Consider the following 20,272-nt stretch of genomic DNA (forward strand, 5'->3'; position numbering starts at 1 on the left):
ACCTGTAGTTTGGCGGTGTGTACGGCCTCGTCTTTCGCCACGTTATCCTCCGCATGAGTACCGAACGTGCGCACCATGTGGCCATTGCTGCGTTCCGCTACGGATGGCCGCTCGTGGGTATCGCACGCGCGTTGCGGCTCATGCCGGCCCCGCCAGCCTCGGCTGCCGTCGAGGCAATGGGCCTCACGTTCCCGGCGCCAGTGGGACTCGCGGCAGGCCTCGATAAGGACGCCGTCGCCGTCAAGGGGCTGTGGCTCGCGGGTTTCTCACACGTGGAGATCGGCACCATCACGCCCAAGGCCCAGCCAGGCAACGAGCAGCCGCGCGCGTGGCGCGAACTCGACGTGCGCGGCCTGCGCAACCGCATGGGATTCAACAACGACGGCGCCGATGCCGCCGCCAGGCACCTGTCGCGCTTGCGGTCTTCGCGCGTCGGCAAAAGTGCCGTGGTGGGGGTCAACATCGGCAAGAACAAGCTGACCTCCGCGGAGGACGCCGCGCTCGACTACGCATACAGCGCGAGAGTGCTCGCGCCCTACGCGGACTACCTTGTCGTCAACGTGTCCTCGCCGAATACCCCCGGGCTTCGCGACCTGCAGTCCGTCGATGCCTTGCGCCCCATCCTGGAGCACGCGCGAGCGGGCGCGGATGAGGGCTCGCCCGGTCGCCACGTGCCTCTACTGGTGAAGATTGCGCCGGACCTGGCGGATGCGGACGTGGATGCGGTCGCCGACCTCGCGATCGAACTGGGCCTCGATGGAATCGTTGCGACCAACACCACGATCGGCCATGAGCGCGGACCCGGGGGGCTGTCCGGGCCGCCGCTACTCGACCGCGCGCTCGATGTGATCGCGCGTCTGAGGGTGCGAGTCGGTGCCTCGATGTGCCTCATTGGCGTGGGCGGGGTCACGACGGCCGACGATGCCCGCGCGATGATCGACGCGGGCGCCACCCTGGTTCAGGCCTACACCGCCCTCGTTTACGAGGGTCCGTTCTGGCCGTCGCGAGTCAACAAGACGCTCGGCAGACAATAGCGACGGTGATGTCGGTAGAGTGACTTCAACGGGATCCACAAGCCCTGCTTGTATCTGAGTCCGTTTGTCAGACAGGGAGAGCCATGCGGCCGACATCGATCGAGGAACTGCGCATGATCGCGGCCGTCGAGGCACGCGGCAGCCTGACCGCGGCGGCCGAGGACCTCGGCGTCTCTCAGCAGGCCGTCTCTCAGCGCATGCGCGCTGTCGAGAGGCGCTGGGCGCTGCCGCTCTTCGAGCGCACCGCCCGTGGCACGACGCTGACGGCCCACGGCGCGCTGGTAGCCGAGTGGGCGGGCTCCCTGCTGACCCAAGTGGACGCCTTCGATCAAGCGGTGCTCGCCCTGAGATCGGATCGTGCAGCGCACGTGCGCGTCGGCGCGAGCCTCACGATCGCGGAACACCTGGCACCAGGGTGGCTGGTGGCCTACGCGGCCGAGCCGCACGCCGCACGAGTGGAACTTACCGTGGTCAACAGCGCGACCGTGGTGGAAAGGGTGCGCGCGGGCGCCGAGGACTTGGGCTTTATCGAGACGCCCGATGCGCCCGAGGGGCTCGCTATTCGCGTCATCGGTCACGATGAGATCGGGATCGTCGTATCGCCACGCCATCCGTGGGCGAAACGCACATCGGTGTCGGCCGGAGAACTGGCCGCTACTCCGCTGGTGGGCAGAGAGCCTGGCAGCGGCACGCGCCTCACGCTTGAGCGGGCGCTCGCCGCAGCAGTGGGTGCCGATGCCATCGCCCAGCCCGCTGCCGAACTCGCCACCACGGCGGGCATTCGCGCCACCATCGTGGCAGGAGTAGGCGTGGGGGCGCTGAGCCTGCGGGCGGTCAGGGACGATCTCGATGCGGGGAGTCTGGTGCGCGTCAAGATCGATGGGTTGGTGGTGAGTCGGCCACTCGCGGCGATCTGGCATCCAGGAAGGCCGCTGCAAGCGGGCGCCGCACGTTTGCTCGCGCTCGCTTCGACGGCGGCGCTTTGACTTCTGTCACGAGATATGGATGGGGATCGAATGTCGACCCCAATCACCGACAACGTCGGCGAACCGTCCGGGCACCGAGGTGCCGCAGGAAGGGCAACGACCCTCCTTCGTGATCCGGTAGGCCAAAATCGAGTACCAGTCTCTTTCGATGAGCACGGCGCCGCACGCATGACACGTGGTCGTCTCGCCCTCCGGGTCATGCACATTGCCCGTGTAGACGAAGTGAAGGCCGATGTCTAGAGCGGTCGCCCGTGCGGCGCGTAGCGTGGCCGGCGGCGTGGGCGCAACGTCGAGCATCTTGAAGTCGGGGTGAAACGCCGAGAAATGCAGGGGCACGTCCGGGCCGAGTTCGTCGAGGATCCAGCGCGACATCCGCGCGATCTCATCGCTGGAATCGTTGTAACCGGGGATGAGAAGGGTTGTCAACTCGAGCCAGGTGTCGGTGTGCTCGTGCACCCACACGATCGTGTCGAGCACGCTGCGCAGGTGGGCGCCCGTCACCTTCCAGTAGAAGTCCTCGCTGAAGCCCTTGAGGTCGATGTTGGCCGCGTCCATGGGCGCAAAAAACTCCGGCCTGGCCTCGTCGGTGATATATCCAGCGGTCACGGCGATCGCCTGCAGGCCCCGCTCGTGACATGCGTGAGCGGTATCGATCGCGTACTCAGCGAAGATCACAGGGTCGTTGTAGGTGAACGCGACGGAGTCGCAACCGGATGAGCGGGCTGCCGCCGCGATGGCCTCTGGGCTGGCGGCCGCGGCGAGCCGATCCCACTCTCGGGACTTGGAGATATCCCAGTTCTGACAGAAGCGGCAATTGAGGTTGCAGCCTGCGGTGCCGAAGGACAGCACGGCGGTCCCCGGATAGAAGTGGGACAGAGGCTTCTTCTCCACGGGATCTATCGCAAATCCAGAGCTGCGCCCGTACGTCGTCAGCACCATGCGGTCGCCTTCGCGCGCGCGCACGAAGCAGAATCCTCTCTGTCCGGGGTGCAAGCGGCAGCGGCGAGGGCACAGGTCGCACTCGATGCGACCGTCGGCGAGGGGCGACCACCAGCGTGCCGTTGGGGCGTCGTGCCACGCCCCGACGTCGGGTGAGTGCTTGTCGGCACTGGAAGTGGGTGCGGAGGTCATCTCGTCTACCCGGAGGCTCGTTCCGCAGGGCGTTCCTGCCAGGCCTTCACCGTGTACGTGTGCAGGCGGGTTCCTGCGTGCCAGACTCCCGGCTCGACGCCGGCCTTGAGCCACAGATGGCGCAGGAAGTCAGCGGGGTGCGGCAACTCCCCCCACACCTGGGGCAAGAACGTCGCCTTGTGCCGCGTGTCAACCTCCAGGATCACTCCGTCAACCCCCGGTCGGAGCGCGTCATACGCCCCAGCGAATCCGTCGATGTCGAGCGGCGAGGGGGGCGACAGGACCGACACCTCGATGGCCACATGCTCTAGCTCCATGGCGTCAAGCGGCGGGAAGCGGGGGTCGCGTACGGCTGCGGCGACGGCGTTGGTGCGCACGTCGTCAATGAGCGGTTGCCTGGCCTCAAGCGAGCCGATGCAGCCGCGCAACGCACGCCCCTCCATCAGGGTGACGAAACTCGCTCCGGGAGCCAGCAGCCACTCCGGTCTGTCGCGGGGGTACGCGGACTCTTCGCCAAGAGCCTCCTTGATCGCGGCCCACGCAAGCGGGATGAGTACCTTGCCGGCGTCTGGTGGCAGGACCGCCTCTGGCGCAGGTGCGGGCATGTCGAAGTTACGCACGGGGGGCCTCCTCAAAGGCAACCGCGCAGTAGCCGACGACGCGGTCAGGATCGCCTGCGGTGTCTGACGAGTTGCGGGCGTCGAGCAGTGTGGGGTGGAGGTCGTGACGGCGAGCCGCTATCAGCAGGCCATTCAGGGGAGTGGCGCCGCACGCGTGCTCGTGGTCGATCGGCCCGTCGAGCGCGATGATCCGGGCGATCGTGGTGGCGTCGGCCTGCCTTGCTGCATGGTCAGGCAGGTAGTGGGACAGGTCTGTGCTGATGACGATGAGCGTCTCGGGCCCGCCCCATAGGGCGTCGAGCACGTCGGCGACCTCATCACCTGTGGCATCCCCTGCGAGCAATGGGATCACGTCCACGTCGCCAAGCGCTCGCTGGATGAAGGGCAACTGCACCTCCACCGAGTGCTCCCACCGGTGAGCCTCCGGGTTGACGCACACCGTGGGTAGCGCGGAAAGCTGTGCCACGGCCCAGGCCTCGGGCACGGAGAGCACTCCGAGCGGCGTGGCGAAGCCTTGAACGCCAGCAAGCGCGACCCCTCGCACTGCCACCCGGTGCGTGGGGCCAATGACGATCACCCTAGTGATCGTTTCTCGCATCCGTGCCGCAAGGGAGTAGGCCGTCGCGGCAACCGGTCCGGAATACACGTAGCCCGCATGGGGAACGACGAGCGCCTTGGGACTGCTTGCGCGGTGAGGAACCGCGCTAGCGAGGAGAACGTCGACCGCGTCGCGCAGAACGATCGCATCGCTTGGGTAGAAACTTCCGGAGACGGCAGGCTCCCTGACGGTGGGCGAGCGCATGGTGCATCACCTCAGCACCATGCTACCTTCGCGGACGTGTCAGCACCGGGTGAGGGGGCGCGAACAGGCCCCCGTGCCGGGTGAAAAACCCATCGCAAGAAACGGGAACTAGTTGGGGCAAAGAGCCGTTGAGAGATGTGTACGCACCTGCCAGGCGTACGAAGTTCATTGTTTTCTCCTTTGAAGCACGAAACCCCCGGGGCTCCTCAGCCTCCGGGGGTTTCGGGTTTCTGGACCTCTCCAGAGAAGACGCAGCGACTACGTGGGTCGCTTCACGGGGGCGCGCTTCGCCGTCATGCCCGGGTCACTTTCGACCGCGTCGCCGAGCACATCGTCGATCCTGGCCATGAGCTCCCCGGGGATGGTGACGCCCGCGGCCTTCGCGTTCTCGCGAACCTGCTCGGGACGTGACGCACCGATCAGCGCGGCGGCCACATTGTCGTTCTGCAGCACCCAGGCGACGGCGAGTTGGGCCATCGTCAGGTCAAGTTCGGCGGCAATCGGCGCAAGCTTCTGCACTCGCGTCAGGAGCTCGTCGTTCGAAAGCAAGCTGGCGATGAAGTTCGCGCCGCCGTTTTCGTCAGTCGCACGCGAGCCGGGGGGCGGAGCCTGGCCTGGCTTGTATTTGCCGGTGAGCACGCCTTGGGCCACGGGGGACCACACGATCTGGCTGATCCCCACTTCCTTGGATGCGGGAACGACCTCGGCCTCGATCACGCGCCACAGCATCGAATACTGGGGCTGCGAGGAGATGAGCTGGAAACCAAGGTCCTTGGCCATGACCGCGCCCGTGCGGATCTGGTCGGCCGTCCACTCGCTCACGCCGATATACAGCGCCTTGCCCTGGCGGACGACGTCGGCGAACGCCTGCATCGTCTCCTCGAGAGGAGTCTCGGTGTCGAAGCGGTGAGCCTGATAAAGGTCGACGTAGTCCGTCTGTAGCCGCGTCAGCGAGCCGTTGATCGACTCTATGATGTGCTTGCGCGACAGTCCGGAGTCGTTCGGGCCGCCAGGACCCGTGGTCCAGTAGACCTTGGTGAAGATCTCCAGGCTTTCCCTGCGTTCGCCCTTGAGGGCATCGCCGAGGACCTGCTCCGCCTTGGTATTGGCGTAGGCGTCCGCGGTGTCGAACGAGGTGATGCCTACGTCGAGCGCGGCCCTGACGCAGGCGGCCGCCGCATCGTTTTCCACCTGGGAGCCGTGAGTGATCCAGTTGCCGTAGGTGAGTTCGGATATTTTGAGGCCGGAGTTGCCGAGATAGCGTGAAGGAATCATGTCTTCACCCTAGCGCTCCGGAGCGAGATGTCGAATCGTTTCGAGTCGCCTCGTTCGGGCTCGCGACGCCCAGTACTGCGATGCGTGGCCTAGACGGGAAACTCGCCGCGCTTCACGATCGGGCGAGGAACTCGGAGCCGGCGCAGGTTGAGCATGCGCCCAGCCGTGTAGATGCGCCAGCCGCGTGGCATCGGCGTACCCGAGAACTTCGTTGCCATCAAATTGCGAAGGCTACGCATCGCCCAGAACGTCTCGCCGAGCGTCACGAACACCAGTACGTAGAACCCCAGGATGATCCAACCGCTCACGTTGGCATTGCCGTTGAAGAACAGCGAGATGATCACGAACACGATAGACGCGGGCATGAGGTATTCGCCGAGACCCGTGCGTGCGTCGACGAAGTCGCGGATGAAGCGCTTCTGCGGGCCGCGGTGCTCGGCGGGCATGTTCCGTTCGTCGCCTGTCAGGAGCGCCTGCTGCTCCTTGGCGCGCTGTGATCGGGCCTTTTCGCGCTTCTCCTTGGAACTCGCCTTCGGGTCGAGCACGAGGGCGCGCTGATGAGCGGCCTCCTGGTCGCGGCGCTTGGGCGTTGCCTTGCCCTTGCCTTCGGCGCGGGCCTCGTCTGCGAGTTCCTCGTTGATATCCTTGCGTGCCATGTCGTCCTCTCGAAAGCGCGTGTTGCGCTTCGACTAGTCCTTCTCGGGCTGCTGCGCAGGAAGCGCGAGCATTCGGTCAAGTGCGATGCGCGCCTGCTCTTGAGTCACGGCGTCGACCACGATGCGGTTGGGCACCGTTCCCGCGACGAGAGACTCGAGAACCCACACCAGGTGGGGCAGGTCGATCCTGTTCATGGTCGAGCAGAAGCACACCGTGTCTTCGAGGAAGTGCACCTGCTTGTCCGGGTGGGCATCGGCGAGGCGGCGCACCAGATTGAGCTCCGTGCCAATGCCCCAAGCGGTGCCTGGCTCGGCCGCGTCGATCGCGGCGATGATGTACTCCGTCGATCCCACGAAGTCGGCGCTCGTGACCACCTCGTGGGTGCATTCGGGGTGAACGATGATGTTGATTCCAGGGACCTGCTCGCGCAACGTGTCCACGTTGTCCTTGCGGAAGCGGCCGTGTACCGAGCAGTGGCCCTTCCACAGAATCATGCGTGCGGCGGCGATGGCCTCCGGGGTGTTGCCGCCGAGGGGCTTGCGCGGGTCCCACACGATGCAGTCGTCGAGGCCCAAGCCCAAGCCCAGCACCGCGGTGTTGCGACCCAGGTGTTGGTCGGGCATGAACAGCACCTTGCCGTCGCCCGCGACACCGCCCACCGTGTCGAACGCCCAGCGCAGCGCGACCTCCGCGTTTGAGGAGGTGCACACCGCGCCCTCGTGGCGGCCGCAGAACGCCTTGATTGCCGCGGTCGAGTTCATGTAGGTAACCGGCACCGTGCGCGAGGCGACGCCCGCCTCTTCCAGTTGGGCCCACGCGTCTTCCACCTGGTTGATTCCTGCCATGTCGGCCATGGAGCAGCCGGCCGCCATGTCGGGAAGGATCACGGCCTGGTTGTCCGACGTGAGGATGTCCGCGCTTTCGGCCATGAAGTGCACACCACAAAACACGATGAATTCGGCTCCGGGCCGGTTCGCCGCATCGCGCGCCAACTTGAACGAGTCGCCGGTGACATCGGCAAACTGAATGACCTCGTCGCGCTGATAGTGGTGTCCCAAGATGAAGACGCGGTCTCCGAGGGCCTCCTTCGCGGCGCGAGCACGCTCGACTAGCCCGGGGTCAGACGCCGCGGGCAGGTCGCCCGGGCAATCGACTCCCCGCTCGGACATCGGGTCGGTACGCGTGCCGAGCAGTAGCAACGCGGGTGAGGCGGCTGGCTCGTCGAAGGTTTGCGTCATTCGACCATTGTTCCACGGTCGCGGGGGGGTCCCCCGTCAGTTCAGCCACGCGCGAGCAGGCACACTTGACCTCATGCGAGTGGTGGCGGCGGTACAAGGGTGGCCAGGAAGGTATCGAATCGACGCCACGGCGGCCGTGACGATCGCGAGGCAGGCATGGGCGGCGGCCGTCCCGGGAGTCGAGTTGGTGACGCTCCCCATGGGTAGCGGCGGCCCACGATCGGCCGATGTGTGGCGCGGGGCGCGCGGCTTCGTTGACGGAGCCGAAACCATTGATCACGCGGGCGCGACGTGGCTTGCGCCGACCGGCGGCTCATCCCGCTGGAACCCCATCGATGTCGCCGCAGCACTCTTGGGGCTCGCGAATGCTGGACGCACCGTCGTCATCCCCGTGGGCGACGACGCGATCGCCGGAGACGCCGTGGAGTTGTGGTCGGGCTCGCTTCCCGCGACCAAGAAGTTTCTCGCCGGCCTAGACATCGTGGTGCTGGTCTCTTCGCGACGTCCCCTGCTCGGCTTTGAGGGCATGAGCGCGGCCTTGCTGGACGGCAAGGAAGGGGATGCCGCGGTCGCTGCCGCGGCTCAGGCCCAAGAGGAGCGTTGGCAAGACCTCGCGGTCCACGGAGACGAGGTGGGGAACAGGTCGGCTCTCATGGGGCCGACGCGCCTGTCCGACGAACCAGGTACGGGTGCGGCCGCTGGCCTCGCCTACGCGTTGGCGGCCGTGGGTGCGCGACTCGTGCCAGCCAGTACGTACATCGCCGACGCCGCAGGGTTAAGCACCGAGGTGGCTCGAGGCGCTGATCTCGTGTGGGGCATCTCGGCCGAGCTCACGCCGCGAGCGCTCGATTACGGCGTCGCCGTGCCGGTCGCCGCAGCCGCCGCCGCCCACGGTGTGCCCGCAGCGCTGCTCGCTCCGGGCGTGCGAGTGGGCAAGCGCGATCTCATGGCCGCCGGGATTTCCTCCGCCCACGAGGCGGGGGAGGGGCCCGAGGGTCTTGCCGACGGAGTCCGCAGGCTCGCGCAGACATGGGCCCGCTGACGGAATGTGACGTTGCTGTGACATCGATGGGGCACAAAAACAGAGTTCACGGCGTTGATGGGTGTACCAAGCCACCGGTCCGTCGTACCCTTGATTGACCCGTTCTCGTAAGGAGGCGCTATGACAGACATTGCCACCGAGCCCACCACCCACGGTGTGGTCATTACCGACGCCGCAGCGGCAAAGGTGAAGAGCCTGCTCGCCCAAGAGGGCCGCGACGACCTTCGCCTGCGCCTTGCCGTTCAGCCAGGCGGCTGCTCCGGCCTGATTTACCAGCTCTATTTCGACGAGCGCAGTCTCGAAGGCGATGCGATCAAGAGCTTCGACGGCGTCGAGGTGATTGTCGACAAGATGTCGGTGCCGTACCTCTCGGGTGCGACCATCGACTTCGCTGACACGATCGAGAAGCAGGGCTTCACGGTCGACAACCCCAACGCGCAGAGCTCTTGCGCTTGCGGCGACTCGTTCAGCTAAGCCGGTTCTGAGGAACCGCTAGACCACACGCAGACGGACGGTGAGGGCAATTGCCCCGCCGTCCGTTTTGCTTTCCCCCACGAAGTCGTTTCCCGTCATCCGCGCCCACGCGGGGACGTCGTAGCGTGCCGCCACGTCCGTCGCAAGAACGGTGAGCTCCGTTCCGGGCGCCAGGTCTCGAGCGGCCTTGGCGAGCATGATGATCGGGATGGGGCACGCCTTGCCCCGCGCGTCGACCTCGAGGGGCGCCGGGTCTCCACCCGTAGCCGGGCCCGCGCCGGTTGTCACGGTGTCCGTGGCGCGCCCAGGCGGGATCGCACGCGGTCGAGCACCTGGGGCAGCACTGCCAGGAAGCGGTCGACGTCTTCGCCGGTGACGGCGGGATGGAGCGCGACACGCACGTTTCCGTGAGTGAGTGCGCCGATCGACGCGAGGACGCGCGACGGTTCGAGGCTCCCACTCGCGCAAGCGGAGCCGGAACCCACGGCGAAGCCCTCCCGATCGAGCTCGGACAGCAGGGATTCGCCGTCGACGTACAGGCAAGAGAACGTGACGACGTGGGGGAGTCGCTCGTAGGGATCGCCGAGAACCTCAACGCCTTCGAGACGACGGACCGTTGCCCTGATCTTCTCGACGAGCGCGCCGAGACGGCCGGCATTGGCGAGTCGTCCCTGTTCGCGTTCCTGCAGCGCCACCGCCGAGGCAAGTGCGAGCGGCACGCTAACGCCGCCGGGCGCCCAATCGTCGCCCTCCGGCCATGTGGGCAGCCAACGAGTCTGAGGGGTGAGCGCGAGGACTGCGATCCCCGCGGGCCCTCCCCAGTCGGCTGGGTGGGCGACCAGCGCGTCCCAGTGCTCGGGCGCATCCCTGTGGCCAATGCTCGACGAGGCGTCGACAAGCAAAGGGACCCCGGCGTCGGCGCAAACGAGGGCCACCGGGTCGAGGCGCTGGACGGTGCCTATCTCTTGGTTCGCATGTTGGATGGCGGCAAGTGCGACGCCATCTGCGGTCACCGCGGCCGTGAATGCGTCGAAGTCGAGGTGGCCCGCCGCGTCAACCCCTACCGACTCGACGCCGTGAGGTCGAGTGTGGATCGCGGCGTGAATGAGGGCGTCACGTTCGATCGCACTCACCACAATGCGGGGTTGGGCGCGGCGCATCTGGGCGATCCCCGCGATGACACGCTCGAAGGCGAAATGGATCGAGGGCACGAAGTGCACCTGGTCCGCGCTGGCGCCCAACACCTCCGCGATGGCCTCGCGGGAGCCGTCGATGAGGCCCCTCGCCTTTCGCGACTCGGTGACGAGCCGGGCAGGATCAGCCCAACCATCGGCAAAGCCCGCCTGAAGGGCGTCGACAACTCGGGACGAAAGGGGCGCTGAGCCACCCGCGTCAAGAAAGACCCGGGACCTTTGCATGCCTTAACGGTATCGCGCGCTAGTATGCACGCGTGGCTACTTTGTCCCCTGTAGCGCTCCGAAGGCTCGGCACAGTCGCGTTGGTAGCAGGATCGTCCTCCCTGCTAGCGGGCTGTGCTGGTCAAGCTGGAGCCAATGGTCTTCCCAGTTCACCCGGTATCACGAATCACACGGGTCGCGTAATCGACCTCTGGAACTATTCGTGGTTAGCGGCTCTCATCGTCGGCGTCATCACGTGGGGCCTGATTTTGTGGACCGTCGCCGTCTATCGCAAGCGCAAAGGCGACGACAAGTTGCCCCTGCAAACGCGAGCGAACGTGCCGCTCGAGCTCATGTACACGATCGTCCCGCTCATCATGCTCGCCGTGCTGTTCCGGTGGACGGCAACGGATGTGGCGATCGTCAAGGACGTGTCCGGTCCCGCCGATGTGCATATCCAGGCGATTGGCAAGCAGTGGGCGTGGGACTTCAACTACCTCGACGACCACGTCTACACCGCGGGCGTTCAGGCGAAGCTCACCGGCAAGCCCGGCGTCGAGGACACCCTGACCACGCTCTACCTTCCCGTGGGTGAGACCGTCGATATCACGCTGAACTCGCGCGACGTGATCCACTCATTCTGGGTCCCTGCGTTCCTGTTCAAGCAAGACATGATTCCTGGGCGGACGAGTCACGTTCAGTTCATTCCGGAGACTGTGGGTACCTACCAGGGCAAATGCGCCGAGTTGTGCGGCGAGTATCACTCCGCGATGCTCTTCAGGGTGAAGGTCGTTCCCCGCGCGGAGTACGACGCCTACATGCAGTCCCTGCGTGACAAGGGCCAGACCGGGGCACTTGGTCTCCAATACAGCCGCCTGCAGGACCCTGGGGTCCAGCCGGCCGGCGGGAAGGGCTAGGCCATGACGACCTTGACCTATGAAGGCACCGCCGCCGACCACGCGCCCACGCTGATCCGCAAGCGGTCCGGGTCCGTTGTGGTGCGGTGGATCACCTCCACCGACCACAAGGTGATCGGGTACATGTACCTGATCACGTCTTTCACCTGGTTCATCGTCGGCGGCATCCTCGCCCTGTTGATTAGGGCCGAACTCTTCGAGCCCGGACTCCAGGTGGTCCAGTCGCCCGAGCAGTACAACCAGCTGTTCACGATGCACGGCACGATCATGCTGTTGCTCTTCGCGACGCCGCTCTTCGCGGGATTCGCGAACGTCATCATGCCGCTGCAGATCGGGGCGCCCGACGTGGCGTTCCCGCGTCTCAACATGCTGGCCTACTGGTTCTACTTCTTTGGCGGAATCATCGCGCTGTCAGGGTTCTTCACCCCCGGAGGCGCGGCAGCGTTTGGTTGGACCGGTTACGCGCCGCTTTCCAACTCCGCCTACTCTCCTGGTGTTGGCGGCAACCTGTGGGTGTTTGGCCTGGCACTCGCTGGCTTCGGCACCATTCTCGGTGCGGTCAACTTCATCACCACCATCGTCACGATGCGCGCCCCGGGCATGACGATGTTCAGGATGCCCATGTTTACGTGGGACATCCTCGTCACGTCGATCCTCATTCTCGTGGCGTTCCCCCCGCTCGCGTCCGCGCTGTTTGCGCTTGGCGCCGACCGCGTGCTTGGCGCGCAGGTCTTCAACCCCGACTTCGGCGGCGCCATCCTGTGGCAGCACCTGTTCTGGTTCTTCGGGCATCCAGAGGTCTACATCATCGCCTTGCCGTTCTTCGGGATCGTGACGGAGATCTTCCCCGTCTTCAGCCGCAAGCCGCTGTTCGGCTACCACGGCATGGTCTACGCGACCGTGGGCATCGCGGCCCTGTCGGTGTCCGTGTGGGCCCACCACATGTACGTGACCGGTGCGGTGCTCCTGCCGTTCTTCGCGTTCATGACGATGCTCATCGCGGTGCCCACCGGCGTGAAATTCTTCAACTGGATCGGCACGATGTGGCGGGGCAAGATCGTCATGGCCACGCCGATGCTGTGGTCCGTCGGCTTCCTCGTCACGTTCCTGTTTGGTGGCCTGACGGGCATCATCCTGAGCTCGCCCGTTCTCGACTTCCCTGTGTCCGACACCTACTTCGTCGTCGCGCACTTCCACTACGTGGTGTTCGGCACCGTGGTGTTCGCCATGTTCGCCGGCTTCTACTTCTGGTGGCCCAAGTTCACAGGCAAGATGCTCAATGAGCGTCTGGGCAAGGTCCACTTCTGGATGCTCTTCATCGGCTTCCACACCACGTTCTTTGTCCAGCACCTGTTGGGTGCCGCCGGCATGCCGCGACGCTACGCGGACTATCTGCCCGAAGACGGATTCACGTTGCTCAACCAAATCTCGACCTTTGGCGCGTTCTTCCTGGCGTTGTCGACGTTGCCGTTCGTGTGGAACGTCTACAGGACCGCAAAGCACGCGCCCAAGGTCACCGTCGACGACCCGTGGGGTTACGGTGCCTCCCTCGAGTGGGCCACGAGCTGCCCTCCACCGCGCCACAACTTCGTGTCGATTCCACGCATCCGCTCGGAGCGTCCCGCGTTTGATCTGCACTATCCAGAGGTCGCCGCCGTTGACAACCACGACGATGCGCACGCCAAGTAGGGGAGTCAGACACCGATGAAGACCGAATCAAGAATCTTCTTTATCCCAGGAGCGTTCTTCTTGCTCGTGGCGATCGTCTACGGCTTCCTCACGCACTTCCAGGAACTCGTCGGATTCCCCGCCATCCTGCTCTCGGCAGCGTTTGCGTTGATGATCGCGTTCTACTTCAGGATGCTGGAGAAGCGCCACGGCGAGCGTCCCGAGGACCGCGACGAGGGCATGGTTTCCGAGCAGTCCGGCGACCAGGGCCTCTACGCTCCATGGTCGTGGTGGCCGCTCGTGCTCGCCTTTGGTTGCGCGCTCGCCTTTGTCGCAATGGCCGTAGGGTGGTGGGTCATGGTGCCCGCAGTGATCGTCGCCGTGATCGGCCTCGTCGGTTGGGTGTTCGAGTTCTCCACGGGACGCTTCTCGCACTGACCCCTAGACCGCTGGAATCCCGGCTCACAACGATGTGGACCGGGGTTCTTGCTTCCTGGTAGCGACCCTGCCCACGCAGTGCGCTCCCGCGCGTCAGGGGATGAGCAGCACCTTGCCCGTGGTCGCGCGGCCCTCAAGGGCCCGATGAGCTTCGGCGGCGTCGGCCAGCGGGAACCTTGCGCCGATGCGCACGTCGAGCGTTCCGTCGGCGATCGCCCCAAAGATGTCCCCGCTGCGCCACGCTCGTTCATTCGCCGTGGCGATGAAGTGCTTGAGGGTGGGGCGGCTGATGCTCAGCGATCCGCCCGCATTGAGGCGCTGGAGGTCGAAGGCGGGCACCTGGCCGGAGGCGCCACCGAAAAGCACCAGGGCGCCGCGCACAGCGAGCGACGCAAGCGAGCCGTCGAACGTGCTCTTGCCCACGCCGTCGTAGACGACGTCGACGCCGCGACCGCCCGTTGCGGCCCTGACTGCATCGGGAAGTTCGCGTGCAATGTCGACGAACTGGTCGTAGCGGATGACGACGTCGGCGCCCGCCGCGCGCGAGAGCGCGGCCTTTTCCTCACTGGACACCGTCGTGATGACCCGCGCGCCCCGCGCCACAGCCATCTGGGTGAGCAAGAGTCCGACGCCTCCCGCACCCGCGTGCACCAGTGCGGTGTGCCCCGGCTTCAGCGCGAACGAAGAGGTGCACAAGTAGTGCGCTGTGAGCGCCTGCATCATGGCCGCGGCGGCGATGTCGCTCGGCACGCCTTCGGGAACTGCGAAGCAGCCGCCGTCGCCAAGGATGACCTGTTCGGCGTACGACGCGGGGGTGGAGGCCCACGCGACGCGGTCGCCTACTCGGGCCCACGCGACGGCGGCGCCGGTCTCGACGACGGTCCCGGCGCCCTCGAGTCCAGGGATGAACGGGTAGTCGACCTTGTACACGCCCGAGCGTTGATAGGTGTCGATGAAGTTGACGCCCGCGACCTCGACGCGCACCCGCACCTTCTCGGGGGCGCAGGTCGGTTCGGGGACGTCGGACAACGTCATGACGTCGGGCGTACCTGGGCCTGTGGTGATGATCGCCTTCATGCGACCCATCGTTTCACGGTCGCGAGTGCGTGGCCTCCCCCTAAGAGACGGCTAAAGCCACCGAAGGACCTCGTCGGTCAGCTTGACCTCGTACGGAAGCTGAGCCAACTCGTCGGCGCACGTCTGCACCCGGCGGCGGCGCGACAACTGGACCAGGCAGTCCCACGGGCGCTCCGGGTCGGCGGCGGAGACTTCTGGAAGGACGACGTTGCGGATGGCGGTAATCAATGCGTCGGCGCATAGGCCCTCGCGGATATCCGCGCGCGGCGAGCCGATGGTGAACTCCAGGCCCTCGCGCAGGATCACACGCTTGCCGTCCTCGAGGATGAGGAACTCGCGCACGGAGAAGGTCTGACAGTCGGTTGACGTCGATGACGTGTGGACGAGCCCGCACTCGGCGGTGATCGCGGTGGGGCGTGGAGCATCGGCACTGTGAGCGGGAGGAATGGGCCCTGTGGTCGCCGAAACGTACCTTCGCGGGTGGGTGCTCCACCGTGCTGTCGTCGGCAACGTAACTCCTAGGTGCTCGTCAGTGAGCGAATGCCCTGGTCATCGTCCATATCGGGTGTAGATGGTCCCAGGATGTCAAGGAATAGTCGGGAAACACCGGGACTTTGGGCCGTCCGTGACTGGTGTTCCCGGTCGCCCTGCAGCCATGGACCGCGTTCCGGGGCCCCGAGCGTGAAAGCATGTCCACATGGATCTGCGCCAGATGACAGCGAGCGACGACCTCATGCCGTTTCTGCTCGCGGCGATGAACTGGCGCGACGACGGCCAGTGGGATGCCGCATCGGTGGTTGCGGCCCCCGAGCTCGCACACTACGTCACCGGCTGGATGCTCCCTGGCGATGCGGGCGTCATTGCGGTGGAGCGTGGCTTTCCGGCAGGCGCGGCGTGGTGGCGCCACTTCGCGAGCGAAGACCCAGGATACGGCTACGTGGCCGACGATGTCCCCGAGCTGGGCATGGCCGTCCTGGCGCCGTTTCGTCGCAAGGGAGTCGCCGGCGCACTGCTGGATGCGCTCATTGCTCGCGCCCGCGAGGAGCCTCTGCGCGCGTTGTCCCTCTCGGTGGAGGACGGGAACGAGGTGGCGCGCCTGCTCTATGAACGCCGCGGCTTCGTCCCATGCAGTCGGGTGGGGGATTCCGACGTCATGTTGCTCACCCTCGAGCAAGGGGAGAACAGTCACGCCGTCGGTGTTCGGCAGGCTCGACCACACAACGTTCCCAGCGGCTGATCCGTTCATACAATGAGATGAATAGCGGGCGTCGTTGCCAGAAGAGAGGCTTGCCGTGGCTACGTGGCGCAGTCTCCTTGAGGAACTGCTCGAAGAACGCCGACCCGCCCTGATCGGGTACGCGGCCCTGATGACGGGCGACCGCGCCGCTGCCGAGGACTTGGTGCACGACGCGATCGTGCGGACCTTTGGCAGGCCCAGGTCATTCCCGAGCCTCAATGCGGTCGACGCGTACGTGCGGCGGGCCATCGCCAACGGGTTCATCGACGGGGCGCGTTCCAGGAAGACGATGCTGGGCGTGCTTCCGCGCATGCTGGTTGACGAGGCGTTGCCCGAGGACGCGATCGCCGACCGCATGGATGTGCGCGCCGCGTTGAGGACGCTGCCACCCCGCCAGCGCACGTGCGTGGTGTTGCGGTTCTACGACGACATGCTCGTGGCCGACATTGCCCAAACCCTTGGACTGAGCGACGGCGCCGTCAAGCGCTATCTGAGCGACGGCATTCATCATCTGAACGCGAAGCTTGGCACGAGTGCCGACCCGGATGTGGTCGACGTGCCTCTCGTCGACGTGAGAGTTCGCGAAGGGAGGGCCGGGCGATGAGCGCTGAACTGGCGGGCTTATTCCGCGCCGCCGCGCACGACGAGGCGGTTGCGGCCGAGCGGGAGTACCCGCTTGGCCCCGACACAGTCCACCGTTACGCGGCGTCCGCTAGCCGGCGCCGGGTGGCGCGCGGGGCATTGATCGCCGCGGCAGTTGCGGTCGTCATCGGCGCGGGGGCCCTGGGATTCCACCACTACTGGCAGGGTGCGCCGCTCGCGGCCGCGCCTACGCAGTCAATCACGTCGTCCGCTTCGGTTGAGCCCTCTACGACACCCTCGCCGACACCTACTGCCACGCCCTCGCCGAGCCCGACGGCGTCGGTGAGTCCCACGCAGGCCGCACCGGCGCCGAGCGAGACGACGCCTCCGGCAGTGAGCGAGACGACGCCTCCGGCGGCCGTGCCGGGGCAGGTGACCACGGTGAGCGCGGGTCCGGGGGGCGGTTCCGGTGAGACTCTCCTGAATTGGGACGGGGTGGCCGGCGCGACCGGCTACCGGGTCTATCGGTCGTCGTCGGCCGCCGGGCCGTTCGTGGCGTCCGCGTCGGTAGTGGTGGCCACGGGCGCGACTGCCGTTGAGTTTGGCGGGGGGTACGAGTTCATCCAGATTTGGCGGCCGACGTCGGATTCCTACCAGTACGTCGAAGTCGTCGACAACGTGCACGCCTACTTCAGGGTGGCGGCGTTCAACGCGGGGGGCACCGGCCCGCGCTCGGTGGTCGTGTGTGGAAGCCCCATCACGGCGTCGGAGGGCTGCTAGTCGGGTTGGCGCGTGAGCGAGTTGAGTCCCGCGCCCGATAGCCTTGACACCGAAGAGCCGGTAGTGCGCGTGCTCACCTACCCGCGACCGCTCATGAGCCCACAGGGAGACCGATGTCGGAAGCGTCCGAACCGCCACGGCCCAGCGACATGCCAGAAAACGAGAGGCTGAACGCGCTCATCTCGGCAGGTGTCAGGGGTGACGTCACCATCTGGGACGTGGCCACCGAACTCATCAACTCGGTGATCTACCTGGGAAGTTCCACGGCCGGCGTCAAGGGCCTTGCGGATGCTAAACCGCTCTTCCTTAAGATGGGCACGAGCGACTGCGTCGTCGTCTGCATCTCCCGGGCGGCGAGTGCGAAGTTCGTAGAGCAGACCCCGTATTTCATCGCCCTTAGGGCGGACAGTTTCATCTCGCAGCTGCAGCCGAACCTGGGCCTCTACGTCGAAGGGGACGCCGATGCCTTCATCCTGCACCCACCCGAGATTGCGCGCATCAAGGCCGTACTCGCCGCACAGCGGCCGCCCGAGTAGGCGAGCGGCTCCTACGCCACGTACTCCTTGAGATGCTGGGCCGTGAGCGTCGCGCCGCCCGCCACCAAGTCTGCCGGGGTGCCCTCGAACACCACCGTGCCGCCGTCGTGACCCGCGCCGGGACCGAGGTCAATGATCCAGTCGGCGTGCGCCATCACGGCCTGATGGTGCTCGATCACGATCACGGTGTTGCCTTCGTCTACCAGGCGGTCTAGGAGCGCGAGCAGGTGGTCGACGTCGGCAAGGTGCAGGCCCGTAGTGGGCTCGTCGAGGACGTAGGTGGTGCCCTTCTTGGCCATCTGGATGGCGAGCTTGAGGCGCTGACGTTCGCCTCCCGACAGCGTGTTGAGCGCCTGGCCCAGCGCGATGTAATGCAGGCCAACGTCGTTCAGGCGCTGCAAGATGGGGGCCGCGGGGCCATCGGCAAAGAACTCGAGAGCCTCCGCCACGGACATTTGCAGGACCTCATGAATGTTCCGGCCGCGCAGGCGGTACTCCAGCACCTCGTCGGTAAAGCGCTTGCCCTCGCACGCCTCGCAGACGGTGCTCACGGTCGCCATCGGGCCCAGGTCGGTGAAGACGAGGCCCGCGCCCTTGCACGCGGGACACGCGCCCTCGGAGTTGGCGCTGAACAGCGCGGGCTTGACGCCGTTTTCCTTGGCGAAGTCCTTGCGGATGATGTCGAGCAGTCCCGTGTAGGTGGCGGGATTGGAGCGGCGCGAGCCCTTGATCGCGCCCTGGTCCACCACCACGACGCCGTGGCGCCCGCCCAGGTTGCCGTGGATGAGCGAGCTCTTGCCCGAGCCCGCCACACCGGTGACGACGGTGAGGATCCCGGTGGGGACATCGACGTCCACGCCGCGCAGGTTGTGCTGGCTGGCGCCGCGGATCTCCAGGGCGCCAACGCCCTGGCGCGGCGAGGTGCGGAGCGACGCTCGGTGATCGAGGTGGCGTCCTGTGAGGGTGTCCGACGCGCGCAGCGCCGCCACGGTGCCCGTGAACTCGATGCGGCCACCGTGCTTCCCGGCACCGGGCCCCAGGTCGACAACGTGGTCGGCGATCGCGATGACCTCGGGCTTGTGCTCGACAACGAGCACCGTGTTTCCCTTGTCGCGCAGGTTCAGTAGCAGGGAGTTCATGCGCTCGATGTCGTGCGGGTGCAGCCCGGCGGTGGGCTCGTCGAACACGTACGTGACGTCCGTCAGCGCGGACCCCAGGTGGCGCACCATCTTGACGCGCTGCGCCTCGCCACCCGAAAGCGTTCCGGCGGGGCGGTCGAGGCTCAGGTAACCCAGGCCTATCCGGACCAACGCGTCGAGGTTCTCCTGGAGGCCGGTCAGCAGGGGAGCGATCGTCGGCTGGTCCAGCCCGCGCACCCACTCGGCAAGGTCGGAGATCTGCATCGCGCAGGCATCGGCGATGTTGACGCCGCCGATGCGCGAGGAGCGAGCGTGTTCCGCCAGCCGGGTGCCCCTGCAGTCTGCGCATGTGGTGAACGTGACCGCGCGCTCGACGAAGGCGCGAATGTGTGGCTGCATCGCGTCCAGGTCCTTGGACAGCATGGACCTCTGGATCTTGGGCACGAGGCCCTCGTAGGTCATGTTGATCGACTCGATCTTGACCTTGGTGGGCTCCTTGTAGAGGAAGTTGTCCCGCTCGCGCTGGCTGAAGTTGCGGATGGGCTTGTTGGGGTCCACGAAGCCGGATTCCGTGAAGATACGCACGTACCAGCCGTCGGCCGTATAGCCGGGAATGGTGAGTGCGCCCTCGGCGAGCGACTTCGAGTCGTCGAATAGCTGTGTGAGGTCGATGTCGTTGATGGTGCCCATGCCCTCGCACCGCGGGCACATGCCGCCGAGCACCTTGAACTCGCGCTTGTGCGCGCTCGTCGAGCCGCCCTTGGCGACCTTGACCGATCCAACTCCGCTCGCCGACGGCACGTTGAACGAGAACGCCTGCGGCGGCCCGATATGCGGCACGCCCGCCTTGCTGAACAGGATGCGCAGGAGGGCGTTCGCGTCGGTCGCCGTGCCCACGGTCGAGCGCGAGTTGGCGCCCATGCGCTCCTGATCGACGATGATGGCGGCGCTGACCCCGCTGAGCGAGTCCACGTCCGGCCGCGCGAGCGACGGCATGAATCCCTGCACGAAAGCGCTGTAGGTCTCGTTGATGAGGCGCTGCGACTCGGCCGCGATGGTGCCGAATACCAGGGATGACTTTCCCGACCCCGAGACGCCGGTGAAGACCGTGAGCCTGCGTTTGGGGATGGTCAGCGACACGTCCTGAAGGTTGTTCTCCCTGGCGCCGTGCACCTCGATGAAGTCGTGGGTGTCTGCAATGTGAGAATCGGCGGCGTGGGTCGGGGAGTCGAGGTCGGTCAC

At 66.1% G+C, this 20,272-nt stretch carries 22 protein-coding genes; 11 read left to right on the forward strand and 11 right to left on the reverse strand.

Features of this window, described 5'->3' with window-relative positions; translation table 11 throughout:
- Positions 1 to 17: 17 nt before the first annotated feature.
- Together BKA03_RS06510 and BKA03_RS06515 are read left to right on the forward strand one after the other, a co-directional pair.
- A complete protein-coding gene (locus BKA03_RS06510; RefSeq protein WP_083971507.1) occupies positions 18 to 1,034 on the forward strand; it encodes a quinone-dependent dihydroorotate dehydrogenase in 1,017 nt (338 codons plus the stop codon).
- Positions 1,035 to 1,117: 83 nt separating this feature from the next.
- Positions 1,118 to 2,020, forward strand: a complete 903-nt coding sequence (locus BKA03_RS06515; protein ID WP_062075003.1) for a LysR family transcriptional regulator — start codon at positions 1,118 to 1,120, stop codon at positions 2,018 to 2,020.
- Positions 2,021 to 2,026: 6 nt separating this feature from the next.
- On the opposite strand, the gene amrS is transcribed toward BKA03_RS06515, so the two are convergent.
- From amrS to nadA, 6 genes are all read right to left on the reverse strand, one after another.
- On the reverse strand, positions 2,027 to 3,151 hold the full coding sequence (gene amrS, locus BKA03_RS06520) for an AmmeMemoRadiSam system radical SAM enzyme (RefSeq protein WP_083971510.1): 1,125 nt from the start codon (positions 3,149 to 3,151) through the stop codon (positions 2,027 to 2,029).
- Between the two features lie 5 nt (positions 3,152 to 3,156).
- Entirely contained in the window at positions 3,157 to 3,771 is a 615-nt protein-coding gene (gene amrA / locus BKA03_RS06525; RefSeq protein WP_238579408.1) for an AmmeMemoRadiSam system protein A, read from the reverse strand.
- Positions 3,764 to 4,573: an AmmeMemoRadiSam system protein B gene (amrB, locus tag BKA03_RS06530; protein ID WP_062075004.1), complete on the reverse strand. Its 810-nt coding sequence runs from the start codon at positions 4,571 to 4,573 to the stop codon at positions 3,764 to 3,766. The genes amrA and amrB overlap by 8 nt, the downstream gene beginning before the upstream one ends.
- A 258-nt stretch (positions 4,574 to 4,831) precedes the next feature.
- A complete protein-coding gene (locus tag BKA03_RS06535; RefSeq protein WP_062075005.1) occupies positions 4,832 to 5,848 on the reverse strand; it encodes an aldo/keto reductase family protein in 1,017 nt (338 codons plus the stop codon).
- A gap of 89 nt (positions 5,849 to 5,937) precedes the next feature.
- On the reverse strand, positions 5,938 to 6,504 hold the full coding sequence (locus BKA03_RS06540) for a DUF3043 domain-containing protein (protein ID WP_062075006.1): 567 nt from the start codon (positions 6,502 to 6,504) through the stop codon (positions 5,938 to 5,940).
- Between the two features lie 33 nt (positions 6,505 to 6,537).
- Positions 6,538 to 7,743 (reverse strand): quinolinate synthase NadA, encoded by a 1,206-nt coding sequence (nadA, locus tag BKA03_RS06545; protein ID WP_062075007.1) that lies wholly within the window; start codon positions 7,741 to 7,743, stop codon positions 6,538 to 6,540.
- 73 nt (positions 7,744 to 7,816) lie between these two features.
- Between nadA and BKA03_RS06550 the strand changes: the two genes are divergently transcribed.
- A complete protein-coding gene (locus BKA03_RS06550) occupies positions 7,817 to 8,785 on the forward strand; it encodes a glycerate kinase (protein ID WP_062075008.1) in 969 nt (322 codons plus the stop codon).
- A 120-nt stretch (positions 8,786 to 8,905) separates the two neighbouring features.
- A complete protein-coding gene (erpA, locus tag BKA03_RS06555) occupies positions 8,906 to 9,259 on the forward strand; it encodes an iron-sulfur cluster insertion protein ErpA (protein WP_062075009.1) in 354 nt (117 codons plus the stop codon).
- 18 nt (positions 9,260 to 9,277) lie between these two features.
- Here erpA and BKA03_RS15000 read toward each other — a convergent pair whose 3' ends face one another.
- On the reverse strand, positions 9,278 to 9,547 hold the full coding sequence (locus tag BKA03_RS15000) for a sulfurtransferase TusA family protein (protein WP_062075010.1): 270 nt from the start codon (positions 9,545 to 9,547) through the stop codon (positions 9,278 to 9,280).
- Positions 9,544 to 10,677, reverse strand: a complete 1,134-nt coding sequence (locus BKA03_RS06565; RefSeq protein WP_062075011.1) for a cysteine desulfurase family protein — start codon at positions 10,675 to 10,677, stop codon at positions 9,544 to 9,546. The genes BKA03_RS15000 and BKA03_RS06565 overlap by 4 nt, the downstream gene beginning before the upstream one ends.
- Before the next feature lie 32 nt (positions 10,678 to 10,709).
- Here BKA03_RS06565 and ctaC point away from each other — a divergent pair, with 32 nt between their 5' ends.
- Genes ctaC through BKA03_RS06580 form a run of 3 tightly spaced genes read left to right on the forward strand, consistent with a single transcriptional unit; the run spans position 10,710 to position 13,679 of the window.
- The gene (ctaC, locus tag BKA03_RS06570; RefSeq protein WP_083971513.1) at positions 10,710 to 11,573 is read left to right on the forward strand and encodes an aa3-type cytochrome oxidase subunit II; all 864 of its coding nucleotides are present in this window, start codon (positions 10,710 to 10,712) and stop codon (positions 11,571 to 11,573) included.
- Between the two features lie 3 nt (positions 11,574 to 11,576).
- Entirely contained in the window at positions 11,577 to 13,262 is a 1,686-nt protein-coding gene (gene ctaD, locus BKA03_RS06575) for an aa3-type cytochrome oxidase subunit I (RefSeq protein ID WP_062075012.1), read from the forward strand.
- Between the two features lie 15 nt (positions 13,263 to 13,277).
- Positions 13,278 to 13,679 carry a cytochrome c oxidase subunit 4 gene (locus tag BKA03_RS06580; RefSeq protein WP_062075013.1) on the forward strand — a complete coding sequence of 134 codons (402 nt, stop codon included), beginning with the start codon at positions 13,278 to 13,280 and terminating at the stop codon, positions 13,677 to 13,679.
- Positions 13,680 to 13,772: 93 nt separating this feature from the next.
- Here the strand turns inward: BKA03_RS06580 and BKA03_RS06585 are convergent, their stop codons facing one another.
- A complete protein-coding gene (locus tag BKA03_RS06585; protein ID WP_062075014.1) occupies positions 13,773 to 14,756 on the reverse strand; it encodes a quinone oxidoreductase family protein in 984 nt (327 codons plus the stop codon).
- A 51-nt stretch (positions 14,757 to 14,807) separates the two neighbouring features.
- Positions 14,808 to 15,266: a hypothetical protein gene (locus BKA03_RS06590; protein ID WP_062075015.1), complete on the reverse strand. Its 459-nt coding sequence runs from the start codon at positions 15,264 to 15,266 to the stop codon at positions 14,808 to 14,810.
- A 187-nt stretch (positions 15,267 to 15,453) separates the two neighbouring features.
- Here BKA03_RS06590 and BKA03_RS06595 point away from each other — a divergent pair, with 187 nt between their 5' ends.
- From BKA03_RS06595 to BKA03_RS06610, 4 genes are all read left to right on the forward strand, one after another.
- A complete protein-coding gene (locus tag BKA03_RS06595; RefSeq protein ID WP_152649527.1) occupies positions 15,454 to 15,993 on the forward strand; it encodes a GNAT family N-acetyltransferase in 540 nt (179 codons plus the stop codon).
- 55 nt (positions 15,994 to 16,048) lie between these two features.
- Entirely contained in the window at positions 16,049 to 16,597 is a 549-nt protein-coding gene (locus BKA03_RS06600; RefSeq protein WP_062075016.1) for a sigma-70 family RNA polymerase sigma factor, read from the forward strand.
- A complete protein-coding gene (locus tag BKA03_RS06605) occupies positions 16,594 to 17,355 on the forward strand; it encodes a hypothetical protein (protein ID WP_062075017.1) in 762 nt (253 codons plus the stop codon). Before BKA03_RS06600 ends, BKA03_RS06605 begins: the two co-directional genes overlap by 4 nt.
- A 113-nt stretch (positions 17,356 to 17,468) precedes the next feature.
- Positions 17,469 to 17,891 (forward strand): hypothetical protein, encoded by a 423-nt coding sequence (locus tag BKA03_RS06610; RefSeq protein WP_062075018.1) that lies wholly within the window; start codon positions 17,469 to 17,471, stop codon positions 17,889 to 17,891.
- 11 nt (positions 17,892 to 17,902) lie between these two features.
- Here the strand turns inward: BKA03_RS06610 and BKA03_RS06615 are convergent, their stop codons facing one another.
- The gene (locus BKA03_RS06615; protein ID WP_062075019.1) at positions 17,903 to 20,272 is read right to left on the reverse strand and encodes an ATP-binding cassette domain-containing protein; all 2,370 of its coding nucleotides are present in this window, start codon (positions 20,270 to 20,272) and stop codon (positions 17,903 to 17,905) included.

It is taken from the genome of Demequina lutea, assembly GCF_013409005.1.
Classification (GTDB): domain Bacteria; phylum Actinomycetota; class Actinomycetes; order Actinomycetales; family Demequinaceae; genus Demequina; species Demequina lutea.